General features: G+C 74.0%; 13 protein-coding genes. 4 read left to right on the forward strand and 9 right to left on the reverse strand.

Annotated features, from left to right (window positions below):
- The first annotated feature begins 95 nt into the window (after positions 1–95).
- Positions 96–2087, forward strand: a complete 1992-nt coding sequence (gene betT, locus ACI79W_RS00750; protein WP_456560175.1) for a choline BCCT transporter BetT — start codon at positions 96–98, stop codon at positions 2085–2087.
- Positions 2088–2096: 9 nt separating this feature from the next.
- Here the strand turns inward: betT and phaZ are convergent, their stop codons facing one another.
- The 5 genes from phaZ to ACI79W_RS00775 form a co-directional block, all read right to left on the reverse strand.
- The gene (gene phaZ, locus ACI79W_RS00755) at positions 2097–2924 is read right to left on the reverse strand and encodes a poly(3-hydroxyalkanoate) depolymerase (protein WP_456560176.1); all 828 of its coding nucleotides are present in this window, start codon (positions 2922–2924) and stop codon (positions 2097–2099) included.
- Positions 2908–4668 carry a PHA/PHB synthase family protein gene (locus ACI79W_RS00760; protein WP_456560177.1) on the reverse strand — a complete coding sequence of 587 codons (1761 nt, stop codon included), beginning with the start codon at positions 4666–4668 and terminating at the stop codon, positions 2908–2910. Before ACI79W_RS00760 ends, phaZ begins: the two co-directional genes overlap by 17 nt.
- A gap of 149 nt (positions 4669–4817) precedes the next feature.
- The gene (locus ACI79W_RS00765; RefSeq protein WP_456560178.1) at positions 4818–5903 is read right to left on the reverse strand and encodes a lysylphosphatidylglycerol synthase domain-containing protein; all 1086 of its coding nucleotides are present in this window, start codon (positions 5901–5903) and stop codon (positions 4818–4820) included.
- Complete coding sequence (locus ACI79W_RS00770; protein WP_456560179.1) at positions 5900–6487, reverse strand: hypothetical protein; 588 nt, start codon at positions 6485–6487, stop codon at positions 5900–5902. The genes ACI79W_RS00765 and ACI79W_RS00770 overlap by 4 nt, the downstream gene beginning before the upstream one ends.
- Positions 6484–8199 (reverse strand): phosphatase PAP2 family protein, encoded by a 1716-nt coding sequence (locus ACI79W_RS00775; protein ID WP_456560180.1) that lies wholly within the window; start codon positions 8197–8199, stop codon positions 6484–6486. Before ACI79W_RS00775 ends, ACI79W_RS00770 begins: the two co-directional genes overlap by 4 nt.
- A gap of 123 nt (positions 8200–8322) precedes the next feature.
- Between ACI79W_RS00775 and ACI79W_RS00780 the strand changes: the two genes are divergently transcribed.
- Positions 8323–9228, forward strand: coding sequence for an ABC transporter substrate-binding protein (locus ACI79W_RS00780; RefSeq protein WP_456560181.1), 906 nt, complete (start codon positions 8323–8325; stop codon positions 9226–9228).
- A gap of 8 nt (positions 9229–9236) precedes the next feature.
- Here ACI79W_RS00780 and ACI79W_RS00785 read toward each other — a convergent pair whose 3' ends face one another.
- Complete coding sequence (locus ACI79W_RS00785) at positions 9237–10418, reverse strand: acyl-CoA dehydrogenase family protein (protein ID WP_456560182.1); 1182 nt, start codon at positions 10416–10418, stop codon at positions 9237–9239.
- Between the two features lie 123 nt (positions 10419–10541).
- Here ACI79W_RS00785 and ACI79W_RS00790 point away from each other — a divergent pair, with 123 nt between their 5' ends.
- A complete protein-coding gene (locus ACI79W_RS00790) occupies positions 10542–11249 on the forward strand; it encodes a hemerythrin domain-containing protein (protein WP_456560183.1) in 708 nt (235 codons plus the stop codon).
- A gap of 98 nt (positions 11250–11347) precedes the next feature.
- On the opposite strand, the gene ACI79W_RS00795 is transcribed toward ACI79W_RS00790, so the two are convergent.
- Positions 11348–12388 (reverse strand): YihY/virulence factor BrkB family protein, encoded by a 1041-nt coding sequence (locus ACI79W_RS00795; protein WP_456560184.1) that lies wholly within the window; start codon positions 12386–12388, stop codon positions 11348–11350.
- Positions 12389–12496: 108 nt separating this feature from the next.
- Positions 12497–14008, reverse strand: a complete 1512-nt coding sequence (locus ACI79W_RS00800) for an MFS transporter (protein ID WP_456560185.1) — start codon at positions 14006–14008, stop codon at positions 12497–12499.
- Positions 14009–14200: 192 nt separating this feature from the next.
- Here ACI79W_RS00800 and ACI79W_RS00805 point away from each other — a divergent pair, with 192 nt between their 5' ends.
- Positions 14201–14374, forward strand: coding sequence for a hypothetical protein (locus tag ACI79W_RS00805; protein ID WP_456560186.1), 174 nt, complete (start codon positions 14201–14203; stop codon positions 14372–14374).
- Between the two features lie 55 nt (positions 14375–14429).
- Here ACI79W_RS00805 and ACI79W_RS00810 read toward each other — a convergent pair whose 3' ends face one another.
- A complete protein-coding gene (locus tag ACI79W_RS00810; RefSeq protein WP_456560187.1) occupies positions 14430–16226 on the reverse strand; it encodes an acyl-CoA dehydrogenase in 1797 nt (598 codons plus the stop codon).
- Positions 16227–16264 lie beyond the last annotated feature (38 nt).

A 16264-nucleotide genomic window follows, 5' to 3' on the forward strand; every position in this document is an offset into this window, starting at 1 on the left:
GCCGGGAACGCCCAGGTGTGCCACCATCCGCCGGTGAGCGGCACACCTCTCCCCCCGGCCTCCCGCCCCGTGCCCACCGGGCGGGGTGAGCCGGCGTGAGCGACCTCGACGTCCGGCCCGCCGAGGCGGGGAACGGGCTGAAGCGCCGCGTCTTCTACGGCTCGGTGGCCGGGGTCCTCGCCATCGCGCTGTGGGCGACGGCGAGCCCGACGTCGGCCGCCGAGGCCATCGGCTCCCTGGTCGGCTGGACCTCCGAGTGGTTCGGCTGGTTCTACATCGCCTTCGCGACCGCGGTGCTCGTCTTCGTGCTGGCCATCGCCTTCTCGCGGTACGGCAAGGTGAAGCTCGGCCCCGAGCACTCCACCCCGCGGTTCAGCACCTTCGCCTGGGCGTCGATGCTCTTCGCCGCCGGCATCGGCACCGACCTGATGTTCTTCGCCGTCGCCGAGCCGGTCACGCAGTTCCTCGCCCCGCCGGTGGGGGAGGGCGGGACCCCGGAGGCCGCCGCCGAGGCGACCGTGTGGACGCTGTTCCACTACGGCATCAACGGCTGGGGCATGTACGCGCTGATGGGCATGGCCCTGGCCTACTTCGCCTACCGGATGAACATGCCGCTGGCGATCCGGTCGGTGCTCTACCCGATCTTCGGCAAGCGGGTGCACGGCACGCTGGGGGACGCCGTCGACATCGCGGCGGTCCTCGGCACGATCTTCGGCGTCGCGACCTCGCTCGGCATCGGCGTGGTCCAGCTGAACTACGGGCTGTCGGTGCTGTTCGGCATCCCCGAGGGCCGCGCCGCCCAGCTCGGCCTGATCGCACTGGCCGTGGGGGTGGCGACCGTGTCGGCGGTCAGCGGCGTCGACCGCGGGATCAAGCGGCTCTCCCAGCTCAACGTCGTCCTCGCCCTCGGCCTGGCCGCCTTCGTCCTGGTCACCGGCAACACCGCCTTCCTGCTCAACGGGCTGGTCCAGAACGTCGGCGACTTCGTCAGCAGCTTCCCGGGCCTGACCACGGAGACCTTCGCCTACGACCGGCCCGACGAGTGGCTGAGCGCCTGGACGCTGTTCTTCTGGGCGTGGTGGATCGCCTGGGCGTCCTTCGTCGGGCTCTTCCTGGCCCGCATCTCGCGCGGGCGGACGATCCGCCAGTTCGTGGCCGGCACGCTGCTGCTCCCGTTCAGCTACATCCTCATGTGGGTGTCGATCTTCGGGAACAGCGCGATCGACCGGATCCGGCAGGGCGACGCGGCGTTCGGCGAGACGGCGATGAACCTCCCGGAGCGCGGTTTCTACACGCTCCTGGCCGACTACCCGGCCTTCCCGTTCATCGCCTCGATCGCGACCTTCATCGGGTTGCTGTTCTACGTGACCTCGGCCGACTCGGGCGCGCTGGTGATGGCCAACCTCTCCTCGCGCCTCCGCCGGCCCCAGGACGACGCGGCACCGGGCGTGCGGGTCGTCTGGGCGGTCGCCACCGGCGTGCTCACCGCCGCCATGCTGCTGGTCGGCGGCGTGCCGGCGCTGCAGAACGCGACGGTCATCATGGGGCTGCCGTTCGGCTTCGTCATGCTGCTGGTGATGGTGGGCCTCTACCGCGCGCTGCGCAGCGAGGCCGACCGCGCCGTGTACCGGCACCGCATCGCCCCGTCGGGCCGGCCGGCCGCGCGGCGCCGCGCCCGGCTGCGCCGCCGGCGGGCACCGGGCCCCACGGGTCGGGAGCGGGTGGACCAGTACCTGCACGAGACGGCGCGGCCCGCCCTGGCGGAGGCGGCGGCCGAGCTGCGCGCGCGGAACCTGCCGTCGGACACCCGGTGGGTGGTCGACGACTCCGGGGTGCCGTGCGTCGAGCTCACCGCGCAGGGCCACGACGGTGCGACGTTCCGCTACCGGATCCGGCCCGGTCGCGCCCCGCACCGCGGCGGCGGTGCCCGGGCGTCGTCGGACCCGGGGGCCTCGCAGCTCGACGTCCAGGTGGAGCCGGGCGGCCCGGACGGCGCGACGGGCTACGACGTCATGAACTTCACCCACGCGCAGCTGATCGACGACGTCATGGACCGCTTCGAGCAGCACGTCGCCGCCCGGGGCTGACCGCGGCGGTCAGCGGTCGAGGAACGACTCGATGACGGGCGCCAGCTCGTCGGCCTCGGTGACCAGCGCGATGTGCCCCCCGCGGTACACGTGCAGCTGCGCCCGGGGGATCAGCCGGGCCATCACCCGCGCGTTCACCACCGGGATGATCGGGTCGTCGTCCCCGGCGACGACCAGCGTCGGCTGCCGGATCAGCCGCAGGAACGGCAGGCTGCTCCAGCCGGTGCTCGAGGCCAGCTGGTAGTAGTAGCCGCGCTGCGGGCCGACCCGGGTGTGGGCGTGCAGCGCCGCCGCGGCGCGCTCGGGCTCGGTTCGGACCGTCCCGCCGTAGATGTGCCCGGCGATGCGGCGGGCGTACTCCGGGTCGCGGTGCCGCCGGGGGGTGAGCATGTGCGCCAGCACGCGGGGGCTGGCCGGCACCATGAGCGAGCCGGTCGCCGTCGCGGCCAGCACCAGCCGCCGGCAGCGGCGCCGGTGCTGCACCGCGAAGTGCTGGGCGAGCCCACCGCCCCAGGACAGCCCGAGGACGTCGACCGGCCGTGGGTGGCCCAGCCGGTCCAGCAGGCCGGCGACCACCGGGCTGAGCGTCGACAGCAGGTACGGGACGACGGGCGGGGGTGATCCGCCGACCCCGGGCACGTCGAAGCGGATGACGGTGCGCCGGGGGTCCAGCGCGTCGACGAAGGGCTGCAGCACCTCCAGGCTGGCCCCGATGCCGTTCATGAGCAGCAGTGGGGGCACGGCCTCGTCGGTGCCCGGCCGCACCGAGGTGCGCAGCGTCCGGCCGCCGATGGTCAGGCTCCGGACGACCTCCTGCTTGCTACTTGTCGAAGACATACGTGCCCGGTGCATCGGCCAGCGGCTCGAGGCCGTTCCCGCCCAGCTGCCGCGGGGCGGGGATCTCCTCGCCCGACCGCTCGCCGAGCCACGCCACGTAGTCCGGCCACCAGGAGCCCTTCACCGTCTCGGCCCGGCGCAGCCACTCCTGCGGGTCCGGCGGGGTGGAGGGCGCCACCTGGAACGTCGACTTCGGATTGCCCGGCGGGTTGACCAGCGACGCGATGTGGCCGCTGGTCGAGAGCACGAACCGGCTCTCCCCGCCGAGGAGCTGGGTGGTCCGGTAGCAGGCCTGCCACGGGCAGAGGTGGTCGGCGACGCCCGCGGTGACGTAGGAGTCGACGGTGACCGCGGAGAGGTCCACCGGGGTGCCGAGCATGCTCGCCCGGCCCGGCTGGGTCAGCGCGTTGCCCAGCGCCACCTCGATGAAGTCGCGGTGCAACGCGGCGCTCATCCGGGTGGTGTCGGCGTTCCAGAAGAGGATGTCGAAGTTCGGCGGCGGCTTGCCCTGCAGGTAGTTGTTGACCCAGTAGTTCCAGATGAGGTCGTTCGGCCGCAGCCAGGCGAACACCTCCGCCAGCTGCGCCCCGTCCAGGTAGCCCTTCTTGCGCGAGCGCTCGATGGCGGCCCGCACCGCCTCGGGGTCCATGAGCGCGGACATGGTGCCGGCGCGCTCCCAGTCCAGCACCGTGACGGCGAAGCTCGCCGAGCGGACCCGGTCCCGGGCGCCGGTCGCGGCCAGGTGCGCCAGCACCATCGCGGTGATGATCCCGCCCGAGCAGAAGGCCTGGACGCTCGCCTGCTCCCGGCCGGTGATCCGCTCGACGGCGTCCAGCGCGTCCAGGATGGCCTTGCCGTAGGTGTCCAGGCCCCAGTCGGCGTGCCGCTCGTCGGGGTTCCGCCACACGATCATGAACACCTGCTGGCCGCCGGCCAGGTAGTGCTCCACGATGCTGCGCCCGGGTGCGAGGTCGGTGATGTAGTACTTGTTGATCGTCGGCGGCACGATGACCAGGGGCACCGACCGGACGGTCTCCGTCGTGGGCCGGTACTGGATGAGCTCGAAGACGTCGGTGCGGAAGACCACCGCCCCGGGGGTGACGGCGAGGTCCTCACCCACGGTGAAGGCGTCCGGCTCGACCATCGAGGGCACCCGCGGCGGGCTCGCCAGGTCGTGGACCAGGCGCCGCAGGCCCTCGACGGCGTTCTTCCCTCCGGTGTCGATGACGGCCTTGAGGGCCAGCGGGTTGAGCACCGGCACGTTGCTCGGGGCCAGCGCGTCGACCAGGTTCGTCGCGGTGAAGCGGACCCGCTCGTCGTCCTGCCAGTCCAGGTCGGCGTCCTCGATGAGCTCCCAGGCCACCCGCGCTGTCGCCAGGTGGGCCTGCATGGTCCGCCGGAGCAGCGGGTTGCCGCTCCAGGCGGGGTCGGCGAACCGCTTGTCCTTCTTGCCCGGCGCGACCTCGGAGCGGCCGAGCACGACCTTGGCGAGCTCCCGGGCCAGCTCACCACCCCGGCGGGCGAGCGCGTCGGGCCGGCGGGCCAGGGCGGCCCCGAACCGCAGCACCGTCCCGGCCGGCGGGACGAGGCGGCGCAGCGGCCCGGCGGCGGCATCCACCAGCACCATGTCCAGGCCGGTGGCGACCTCGGCTACCGGGTCGGGGTTCCCGTCGGCCGGGGCGCCGGCGGGGACGGCGCGCGGCTTCGGGGCGTTGCGGGCCTGGTCGGTCGCGGGCTGGGCCATCGGCGGTCTCCTTACGACGCGCTGCCCCGGGAGACGACGGCGCCTTCCCCGGGGCGCGGTTGTGACCTGGAACACTCAACCACAGGCCGGGAGCTCCGGCAGCGCGCTGCCGACCGCCGGCCGCGCCGGGAGCGGACGGGACCCGGCGGTCACGCCGCCTCGGGCACCAGCGCGGTGCGGGGCGCGGCGCCGGGCGCCCGCCGCCAGGTGCGGTTGTGCCGCCAGAACAGGTAGCAGCCCAGGCCGAGCGGGATCGGGAGGACGTAGGTCAGCGCCCGGAACAGCAGCACGGCGGCGGCCACCTGCGCCCGCGGCCCGCCGGCGGCCGCCAGGCCGGCGATCAGCGCCACCTCCACCACGCCCAGCCCGCCGGGGGTGAGGGGGACGGCCGTGAGCAGCCGCGCGAAGGCGAAGACCACCAGCGCCTCGGCCGCGCCGACCTGGTCGGCGCCCACGCCGGCGAACCGGAGCGCGAGCAGCAGCAGGAGGAACAGCGACAGGTGGCTCACCAGCGTGGCGAGGGTGATCCAGTGCCAGCGCGCCCGCAGCAGCAGGACGGTGCGGTCGCGGAACTTCGTCGTCGCCCGGTCCCAGCCCTCCACCGGGCCGCGGCCGAACGGGCGGCGCGCGGCCGATGCCGCCCGGGCGGCCGCCCGGCCGAGCCGGGCCGCCCCGGTGGCGCTGCGCAGCGCGACCGCCAGCAGCGCCACGGTCCCCCCGAGAGCGCCGAGCGCCGCGAGCCCGGCGGCCACCCGCCCGGCCGACGGCGGGGCGGAGAACGCCAGCAGCGCCAGCGCCAGGACGGGGAGGCCGAGCTTGGCGAAGTTGTTCCACAGCCCGGCGACCAGCAGCGCCACGGAGGTGCGGGAGCGGGAGAAGCCCCACGAGAAGTTCATCGCGTAGGTGAGGCCGACGGCGATCGCCGCCCCCCCGACCACGGTGTTGGAGACGGCGGTCGCGGCCTCGGTGGCGACCGTCGCCTGCCGAAGGGTCATGCCGGGGGTCGTGGCGACGACGACGAACTGGTAGGTCGCCAGGTTCCACCCGGCGGCCAGCAGCAGGACCGAGACCTCCACCCACGTCATGCCGGCGATCGCCGCCCACACCTGCGAGAGGCTGGTGAACTGGGGCAGGAACCAGGCGAAGACGGCGACGACGAGCCCCGCCGACAGCAGCGGCCCGAGGGCCCGGGACCACCGTGGGCGGCGGGACCGGCCGCCGGCGGGGGCGCTCACCGGTCACCACCCGGGGGGTCGAGGTGCAGCTCGCCGTCGGTCTGGTCGAGGACGGCGGCCCGCACCTGGTCGCGGGTCACCGCGCCGATGCCCTGGGTCGCCACGGCGAGCGGCTCGGAGCGGTTCTCGCCCGACAACCGGAAGAGCACGCGCACGCACCCGCCGTCGAAGACGTAGTACCGGGTGCCGACGTACTGCGGGCTCACCTCGCCGACCTGCTCCCACCGGCGCATCCCCTCCCGCTCGCTCGGGATCTCCGTCGCCCCGGTCGTGTCGCACGAGGCGGTCAGCGCCACCTCCAGCGCGTGCACCCCGTCGCGGTCGGAGTCCAGCCAGAAGCGCGCGGAGCTCTCGGTCGCCTCCAGCCCGGCCAGCTCCCACCCCAGGGGCATCGCCTCCAGGCAGGGCACCCTCGACGCGCTGGGCACCGACTGCGCCATGAGGACGACGCCGTTGGCCGGGAGCCCCTCGTCGCCCTCCTCGCACGCCAGCGTCTCCTCGCCCAGCACCACCGGCTGCCCGCAGCCGGCCAGCAGGCCCGCCGCGAGCAGGGGCAGCGCGGCCCGGCGCGCTCGCGCGGTCACAGCGGGGACCCGAGCAGGCCGGCCGACACGTAGACGGCGATCCCGGCCGCCGCGAGGGTGACGACGGTGAGCCCGGCCCGCCGCCAGGTCCAACGCTGGATGCGCACCGGGGGCAGGCGGAAGGGCAGCAGGGCGAGGAACTCCTCCTGCAGGTCCCGCCCCTGGCGGCGGAGCATACGCCGCAGCTGCGACGGCATGGTCAGCCCGCGGGTGGCGGCGAACGCCTCGGCGATCTCCTCGTCGCTGAAGTGGAGCCGCGCCCGCCGGTACACCCGCTCCGCGTCGGTGCGCAGAGCCAGGACCAGCATCATGTTGGCCAGGTCCACGGCCTGCCGCCACGGGCTCGGGCGCACCTCGGCGAAGGCGGAGTCGATGAGGTAGAGCGCGCCGTCGCGGACCAGCAGGTTGGCCGGCTTGATGTCCCGGTGGGCCATGCCGATCTCCCACAGCCGGCGCACGATCGCCAGCCCCTGGTCGATGACCGCGTCGTCGACCTCCGCCTCGCCGGCCTCCTGGGCGCCGGCGATGAACTCGGTGACCAGCAGGTACTCCCGCTCGGGCGTGATCTCGACGATGCCGAGCGGCTGCGGGACCGGCAGCCCGCCGTCGCACAGCACCCGCAGCACGTAGTCCTCGTGCTGCACCAGCCGCCGGACGCTGTCGAACGGCTTCTCGTCCTCCAGCCGGCCGTACAGCAGCGTCCGGCCGAGCTTGTACCAGCGGTCCGAGCGCACGTGGGTGGCCGCGTAGAGCTTGCCGAACACCTGGCTCTCGCCGTCCCCCTGCGGGTCGTGGGCCTTGACCGTGATCCGCAACGGCGTGGAGCCGCCCGAGCCGGCCAGGCCGAACGGCGTGACGTCGGTGACCACCAGTCCCAGCTGGTCCTGTAGCGCCCGGACGATGGCCGCGCCCCGCTCGCCGGAGACGTCGAGGTGGGCGGGCCGGGCGCGGGTGTAGCGCACCGGGTGCACGGCGTTGGGCGTCAGCAGCCGGAAGGCGGCCAGCGGCGTGGCCACCCCGAGGACCACGCCGGCCAGGACGCCGGTCGGGTGGTCCTGGGCCAGGTAGAGCCGGGAGGCGGCGGTGACCACGAGCAGCCCGCAGACCACCCACTTGCCGATCGCCCGCTTCCGGCCGGGTGGGACCAGCGAGTAGAGGGTGCTCACCAGCAGCGCGGCCAGCACGGTCACCGGGAGCGACGGCATCGCGAACCCCGACCAGTCGCCGAGCACCTCGACCTCGAACGGCCGGGGCCGCTGGAGGGTGGTCGCCATCGCGGTGCCGACGTTGACCACGAACAGGCCCACCCCCAGCCAGACCAGCAGGTGCCGCCAGCGGCGGAAGGCGGCGAGCAGGACCAGGTCCGCCAGCCAGAGGGCGTGCAGCGCCTTCGCGCTGGCCAGCAGGCCGGCGACCTCGGCCACCGCGGTCAGCGCGGGCGACCGGGTGCTCGCGATCGCCTGGAGGATCCGGGTGTCGGCGACGTCGACGTACCGGATGGTCCCGGTGACCACCACGGCGAGGCAGGCGAGCAGCACCAGGACGCTGAGCCCCAGCCACCACCTGCCCGACGTCCGGAGCTGGCGGGGCAGCGGCGGTGGCTCGCCCGAGGGGCGGCGACGGCGGCGGACGCGTGCGATCGGGGGCGGAGCGGGGCGCTCGACCGGCCCCGTCGCCCGTGGCTCGGGCAGCGCCTGCGGCAGCGACGCCATGGCCGAGATGCTGCACCTCCCCGCGCGCGCGGACCATCCCTTTCTCCCCGGTCCGGCGCTACGGTGGCGCCTCCGCGTGATCGCCACCGGAGGTCGGCGGCGCGCGGCCGGGAGCGGCGGGAGGTGGCTGCCCTGCGCGCTGGCCGGGCCCTCGTAGCTGTGCTGCTGGCGCTCGCCGCCGTACTGGGCTGCACCCGTGCGGAGCCCCCGCCGCCGGACCCGGACGTGATCCGGTTCGCCTCCTACGACTTCCCCGAGAACCAGATCCTCGTCGAGGTCTACGCCGAGGCCGCCCGCCGCCGCGGCCTGCCGGTCTCGGTCCAGCACGGCATCGGCACCCGGGAGGTGGTGTCCCCCGCGCTGCAGCAGGGCGTGGTGGACGTCGTCGTCGACTACCTCGGGACGGCGCTCTCGTTCGCGCGCCCGCGGTTCCCCCGCCCGCCCGAGGAGCCGGGGCAGATGCACGCCGTCCTCTCGCGCACGATGGGCGGGCGCGGGGTGGACGTCCTGACCCCGGCCGCGGCGGAGGACCAGAACGGCTTCGTCGTCACCGAGGAGTTCGCCGCCGAGCACGGGGTGAGCCGGCTGTCCGACCTGGCGCCGCTCGCCGGCGACCTGGCCTTCGGCGGGCCGCCGGAGTGCCCGGAGCGGCCGTTCTGCCTGCTCGGCCTGGAGCAGGTCTACGGGCTGCGGTTCGGGACCGTGACCAGCATGCCGTCGCGGGCGGCGACGCTCGAGGCGCTGCTGTCCGGCCAGGTGCAGGTCGGCATGCTGGAGACGACGGACGCGCGGCTGGCCACCGCGCCGGTGGTCCCGCTGGCCGACGACCGCGGGTTGCAGCCGCGGGAGAACGTGGTGCCGATGGTGCGGTCGGAGGTGCTCGACCGGTGGGGCGAGCCGTTGCGCGAGGCCCTCGACGGCGCGAGCGCGCGGCTGACCACCGGCGACCTGGTCGAGCTCAACCGGGCGGTCGAGTTCGACGGTCGCACGCCCGCCGAGGCCGCGCGGGCCTGGTGGGACGCCCAGTAGGGCCGCCGTCAGACGATGGCGCTCGTCCCGGTCACCCCACGGCCGACGATGAGGGTGTTCACCTCGCGGGTGCCCTCGTAGGAGTAGATCGCCTCGGCGTCGGCGACGTAGCGGCCCACGTGGTTCTCCAGCAGGATGCCGTTCCCGCCCATGAGCTCGCGGGCCCAGCCGACGGTCTCCCGCATGCGCATGGTGCAGAACGCCTTGGCCAGCGACGCGTGCTCGTCGGTCATGGTGCCGGCCATCTGCAGCTGCGAGAGGCGGGCGCACATCGCCGCCGAGGCCGTGATGTTGCCGAGCATCCGCACCAGCAGGTCCTGGACGAGCTGGAACTCGGTGATGCGCTGCCCGAACTGCTCGCGCCCCAGGGCGTAGCGCAGCGCGTGCTCGTAGGCCCCGCGCGAGCACCCGACCGCCGACCACGCCACACCGGCGCGGGTCGCCCGCAGCACGTTCGCCGTCTCCCGGAAGCTGTGCGCCTCCTGCAGCCGGTTCTCCTCCGGCACCCGCACGCCCTCCAGGATGATGTGCGCGTTCTGCACGGCCCGCAGCGCGATCTTGTCCTGCAGGTCGACGGTGGTGAACCCCGGCGTCCCCTGCTCGACGACGAACCCGAGCACGCGGTCGGTCTCCACGTCCCGCGCCCAGATGATGACCAGGTCGGCGAAGCTGGCGTTGCCGATCCACTTCTTCTCGCCGTCGAGCACCCACGAGTCGCCGTCCCGGCGGGCGGTGGTGCGCAGCCCCCGGGCGACGTCGGAGCCGTGGTCGGGCTCGGTCAGCCCGAACGCGCCGATCAGCTCCATGCGCGCCATCGCCGGCAGCCAGCGCTCCTTCTGCTCCTCGGAGCCGCAGAGGTCGATCGACCCCATCGCCAGGCCGCCGTGCACGCCCATGAACGTGGAGATCGACGGGTCGCCCTTGGACAGCTCCATGGCGATCATGCCGTCGACGAGCGAGGACCGGCCGGGGCAGCCGTGGCCCTGGATCGCGGTGCCGGCGATGCCGAGCTCGGCCATGGCGGGGATGAGCTGGCGGGGGAACTCCGCGCGGGTCCAGTACTCGTTGATGATCGGCGTGACCTGCTCGTCCATGAAGGCGCGCACCCGGTGCAGCAGGGCCCGGTCGTCCTCGTCGAGCAGCGCCTCGAGGTCGTAGAAGTCCGACGTGATCGTCGACGGGTCGCTCATCGCGGTACGGCCTCCTGGGTGGGGATCGGTGGCCTGCACCTACCCGGGGGCGGTGGGGGCAACCAGGCATGCGGCCCCGGTGCCCCGGGCACGGAACCACCACCGACCGACCGGAGGAACCCCGTGACCAGATCCATCGCCGACCAGACCATCGAGGAGCTGGGCGGGCCGGGCAGCGTGCTCGCCCGCCAGCGCCGCGACCACCAGGAGCTCGACCGGCTCCTGCAGGAGCTCGACGGCGCCGAGGGCGCCGCGCAGGAGGAGGTGCTCACCCGCATCGACCGCCTGGTGTTCAGCCACGCCTTCGCCGAGGAGACGGTGCTCTGGCCGGTCATCCGCCGGGTGCTGCCCGACGGAGACGCGCTGACGCTGCAGGTGGAGGAGGAGCACCAGGAGGTCAACGAGCTGGTCAGCGCCCTCGAGCGCGGCGGCCTCGACGACCCCGGGCGCCCGGAGCGGCTGCGCCGGCTGGTCGAGGTGCTGCGGGAGGACGTCCGGGACGAGGAGGACGTGATGCTGCCCCGGCTCCAGGAGCGGCTGAGCCCCGAGGAGCTGCGGGCGCTGGGCCGGCGCTGGGCGCTGATGGCGCGCATCTCGCCCACCCGGGCCCACCCCACCGTCTCCCGGCGCCCACCGGGCAACGCGCTGTCCGGTCTCCCGCTCTCGCTGATCGACCGCACCCGGGACGTCGTCGACGCCGGGGTGCGCCGCGCGCCGGACCGGTTCGTCCCGGCCGGGCGGGCGGTGAGCAAGGGGCTCGCCGCCGTCGCGGGAGTGGTCGAGAGGGTGCCGCTCTCGCGCCGCGGGGACCGGCCGCCCACCAGCCGCTGACGCCGCCGAGGGCCCGGAGCCGCGGTCGGCCGGGCCCCCGCGCGCGACGGCCCCCTCCCGCAGCGGGAGGGGCCGTCGACGTCCGCGGGCGCGGTGCCTCAGGTCGTCTGCTTGTCCTGGGGCTCGTCGCGGGCGTCGAGCTGGATCTCCTTCTCGGCCCGCGGCACGCCGTCCTTCAGCTCCTTGGTGCGCTCCACCTCGGCGTCGAGCTCGATGCCGAACAGCAGCGACAGGTTGATCAGCCAGAACCAGATCAGGAAGATCACCACGCCGGCGAGCGCCCCGTAGGTGGCGTTGTAGCTGCCGAAGTTCGCCACGTAGAAGGCGAAGGCGGCGGAGGCGACGACCGCCACGAGGATGGCGACGCCCGCACCGGGGCTCACGAACTTGAAGCCGCGCAGCTTGGCGTTCGGCGTCGAGTAGTAGAGCACCGCGATCATCAGCGCCAGGATGACCAGGATGACCGGCCACTTGGCCCAGCTCCAGACGGTCAGCACGGTCTCGCCGAGGCCCATGGCCTGCCCGATCGCGTCGACCACCGGGCCGCTGAGCACGAGCATGGCCACGATCAGCGCCGCGAACAGGATGCCGACCAGGGTGATCAGGATCTGCAGCGGCTTGAGCTTGTAGAACTTCCGGCCTTCGCGCGTCTCGTAGACGACGTTCGCGGCCCGGGTGAAGGCGCCGACGTAGCCCGAGGCGGTCCACAGGGCGCCGAGGAGACCGAGCACGAGGGCGAAGCCCAGCGGCGCGCTCTGTCCGGCGACGTCCTCGATGACGGGGTTCAGGGTCTCCGCCGCGGACTGGGGCACCACCGCTGTCAGCGCGGTGGTGAGCTCCTCGGGGTCGGTGAAGAGCCCCACGATGGCCGCCAGGGCGGTCAGCGCCGGGAACAGCGCCAGGACGCCGTAGTAGGTGAGCGCGGCAGCCCAGTCGGTGAGGTCGTCCTCGCTGAACTCCTTGAGCGTGCGCTTGATCGTGCCGCCCGTCGTGGGCTGGGGGTCGGCGCCGGTGGGCGCGTAGTCGGCCCGCGTGCCGCTGACGTTGTCGTCGTGCGGCGCAGGATCGCCGCCGGCGCGGTTGTCGGTGAAGCGCGTCTCAGCCTTCGTGCGGCTGGACGAGCCGGTGGGTCGAGCCATGTGGGGGTCCTCCAGGGACGAGGGCGGTCGCGCCTCTCGATGCCCCGGACGGAGTCGTTCCATGCCGGACGCGCCGGTAACGGTTGTGCAGCACCGGTCCCGATCGCGTCAGCGCACGCCCGAGACGGGCGACCACTCGCCCGCACCGGCGGTGGCCTCCTCCACCTCCGCGAGCGGGTCGTGCCGCCGGTGGTGGCCGCTGCGCCGGTCGCCGCGCACCCCGATCAGGGCCACCAGCACGACGACGGCCGAGGCGCCGACCCCGATGAGCGCGACCAGCGTGAAGGCCAGGGCCCGGGGCAGGCCGGTGGCCGGGTCGAGGCTGCCCGCGATCAGCGTGACCGCGAGCGTGCTGCCCAGCGCCTGGCCCACCGAGCGGGCGATCGAGTTCACCGCGTTCGCCACACCCGTCTCGTCCTCCCGGACGGCGCCGACGACGAGCGCGGGCAGGGCCGCGTACGCCACCGTGACCGACACCTGGGTGAGCAGGCCGGCCGCGACGACCAGCCACGGCTCCCCGCGCGCCCCGGCGAGCAGCCCGAAGCCCGCCACCCCGGACAGCGCCCCCGCGGTGAGCGTCGGCAGGCCGCCCACCCGGCCGACGACCCGGCCCGCGAACGGGGCGAGCAGGATGCCCACCACCCCGCCGGGGAGCAGGTAGACCACCGCAGCCTCCAGCACGCTCGCGTCGAACCCGTACCCGGTGACGGCGGGGTCGGCCTGCACGTACTGCAGGACGGCGAGGAAGGAGGCGAAGAGCGCGATCCCGCTCATGACGCCGGCCACGTTGGGCACGACGGTGCGCCGGTCGGTGAGCATCGCCGGCCGCACCAGCGGCTCGGCGGTCCGCCGCTGCAGGAGGACCCACCCCGCGAGCACGGCGACCGCGCCGGCGGCGCAGCCGATCGTGCCCGGGGAGACCCAGCCCCAGGTGGGCCCCTGGGAGAGCGGCAGCAGCAGGAGCACCAGACCCAGGCCCAGCACCAGCGCACCCCACCAGTCGATGCGCCCGCGGGCGGAGACCGGGCGGCGGGGGAGCAGCCAGGCGGCGAGCACCAAGGCCAGCAGGGTGATGGCCAGCCCCAGCCAGAAGGCGTGCCGGTAGTCCCCGCCGTCCCCGGTGAGCAGCCCGGTGGCGACGAGGCCGACGACGCCGCCGACGGCGAGCGTGCTGCTCACCACAGACATCGCCACGCTGAGCCGCTCCTCGGGGAGCTCGCGGCGCAGCACGCTGATCGACAGCGGGAACAGGCCGTAGGACGCGCCCTGCAGGACGCGTCCGGCCAGCAGCAGCGGCAGGGACTCCGTGAGGACGATCAGGAGCGTGCCCAGCGCGACCGCGACGAGGATGCCGAGGATGACCGGGCGGGCGCCTCTCAGGTCGCCGAGCCGGCCCAGCACCGGGGTGAGGACCGCAGCGGCCAGCAGGTTCGCGGTGAGCACCCAGCCGGCCGCGCCGGGCGAGACGCCGAGCTGCTCCTCGATCCGCCCGAGCGCCGGGACGACCAGGCTCTGCAGCAGCGAGAGGGTGGTGACACCGAGGGAGAGCGCCACGACCAGGGCCACCGGGCGGGTGCCGCGAGCCGCACCGGCCCCGGGGGCTGCTGTGGCGTCGGGCACGTCCTGATGCAACCACGCCGCACCGCCCCGCTCAGCAGCGGGAACGGCTGTGCAACGTGTCACACCCCCTCAGGTGAACTCCCGGAACCGACGATTGAGACAGCGGCGAACGGGGGACAGTGAGGCCCGACGACGTGCCGCCGCCCCTGACCCGGCGGCGGCATCCGCGAGTTCTGCGAGGAGAGAGATCTGATGATGTTGTGGCCGGCCGTGACCCTGCTGGGGTTCCTGGTCCTGACGGCCCTGGTCATCGCGATGGGCACGCAGTCCACCGCCCGGTACGAGCAGGAGCAGCGCGCAGCCACCCGCGCCGCGAAGGCGCGCCCCGCCGGTTCCGAGACCGTGGGAGCCGCGCGCGCCGCCTGAGTGCAGCACCCCGACCGCGCCCCGCCGCCCGTCCGGACGGCGGGGCGTCGTCGTCTCAGAGCCAGGCGTCGCGGGCGTCGAGCACCGTGCGGTCCAGGGACTCGAGCAGGTCGAACCAGGCCCGCGTGCGGGGCAGCTCCCAGCGCCAGAAGTACCGGGCCGCGGCGCGCTTCCCCTCGTGGAAGTCGGTGCTGCCGGCCTCGGCGGCCAGCGCCTGCTCGAGCCACAGCCAGCCGACGACGACGTGCCCCGCGGCCTCGAGGTAGACGTGCGAGTTGGCCAGGGCGAGGTCCGGGTCGCCGGTGCCCCAGAGGGTCGCCGTGACCGCACCCATCCGGGCGACCGCGGCGTCGAGGTCGGTGGCGAAGCCCTCCCACTGCGTCCCCGCGGCGCGGGCGGTCGTCGCACCGATCGCCTCGCCCAGCAGCGCGAGCCCGGCGCCCCCTTGCATGACCACCTTGCGGCCGAGCAGGTCCAGCGACTGGATGCCCTGCGTGCCCTCGTGGATCGGGTTGAGGCGGTTGTCCCGGTAGAACTGCTCCACGGGGTAGTCGCGGGTGTAGCCGTAGCCGCCGTGCACCTGGATGGCCAGGTCGTTGGCGGCCAGCCCCCACTGCGAGGGCCAGGCCTTGGCGATCGGGGTCAGCATGTCCAGCAGGAGGTGCGCTCTCGCCCTGTCCTCGGCGGCCTCGGCCGTCTGCTCCTCGTCGACCAGGCGGGCGCAGTACAGGCCGAGTGCCAGACCGCCCTCGGCGTAGGTCTTCGCGGCCAGCAGCATCCGGCGGACGTCGGGGTGCTCGACGATCGGCACCATCGGGGAGGCGGGGTCCTTGGCGCCGGCCGGGCGGCCCTGGGTGCGGGTGCGTGCGTACTCCAGCGCGTGCAGGTAGCCGGTGTAGCCCAGCACCGTCGCGCCCATCCCGACGCCGATCCGGGCCTCGTTCATCATGTGGAACATGTAGGTGAGCCCCTTGTGCTGCTCGCCCACCAGGTAGCCGACGGCGCCAGGCTGCCCACCGGGCGTGTGCACGCCCTCGCCGAAGTTGAGCAGCGTGTTCGTCGTCCCCCGGTAGCCCATCTTGTGGTTCAGCCCGGCCAGGACGACGTCGTTGCGCTCGCCGAGCGAGCCGTCGGGGTTCACCAGGAACTTGGGGACGATGAACAGCGAGATGCCCTTCACCCCGGGCGGGCCGCCGGGGATCTTGGCCAGCACGAGGTGGACGATGTTCTCGGTCAGCTCGTGGTCGCCGCCGGAGATCCACATCTTGTTGCCGCTGAGCCGGTAGGTGCCGTCGTCCTGAGGCACCGCCTTGGTGGTGATGTCGGCGAGCGAGGAACCGGCCTGCGGCTCCGACAGCGCCATGGTGCCGAACCAGCGGCCCTCGATCTCGGGGGCGACGTAGGTGTCGATCTGCTCCCGGCTGCCGTGCGCCAGCAGCAGGCGGGCGTTGCCCATGGTCAGGAACGGGTAGGCCGAGGTGCCCACGTTGGCGGCCTTGAACCAGGCGAAGACGGCCTGCCCGACGACGTGCGGCAGCTGCATGCCGCCGAACTCCTCGTCGAACTCGCCGGCCATCAGGCCCGCCTCGGCGAACACCCGCAGCGCCTCGGCGACCTCCGGGATCAGCTCGACCTTGCCGTCGACGAAGCGCGGCTCGTTCTCGTCGGCCTTCCGGTTGTGCGGGGCGAAGTGCTCGGTGGCGATCTGCTCGGCGAGGTCGAGCACCGCGTCGAAGGTCTCCCGCGAGTGCTCGGTGAACCGCGCGCGCTTCGTCAGCGACTCGACGTCGAGCCACTCGTTGAGCAGGAAGTCCAGGTCACGGCGGGACAGGATCAGCGACGACGACGGCACGGGGTCTCCAGGCGCGGGTACGGCGACGAGGTGCGAAC

The sequence above is a fragment of the Blastococcus sp. SYSU DS0533 genome (genome assembly GCF_054050775.1).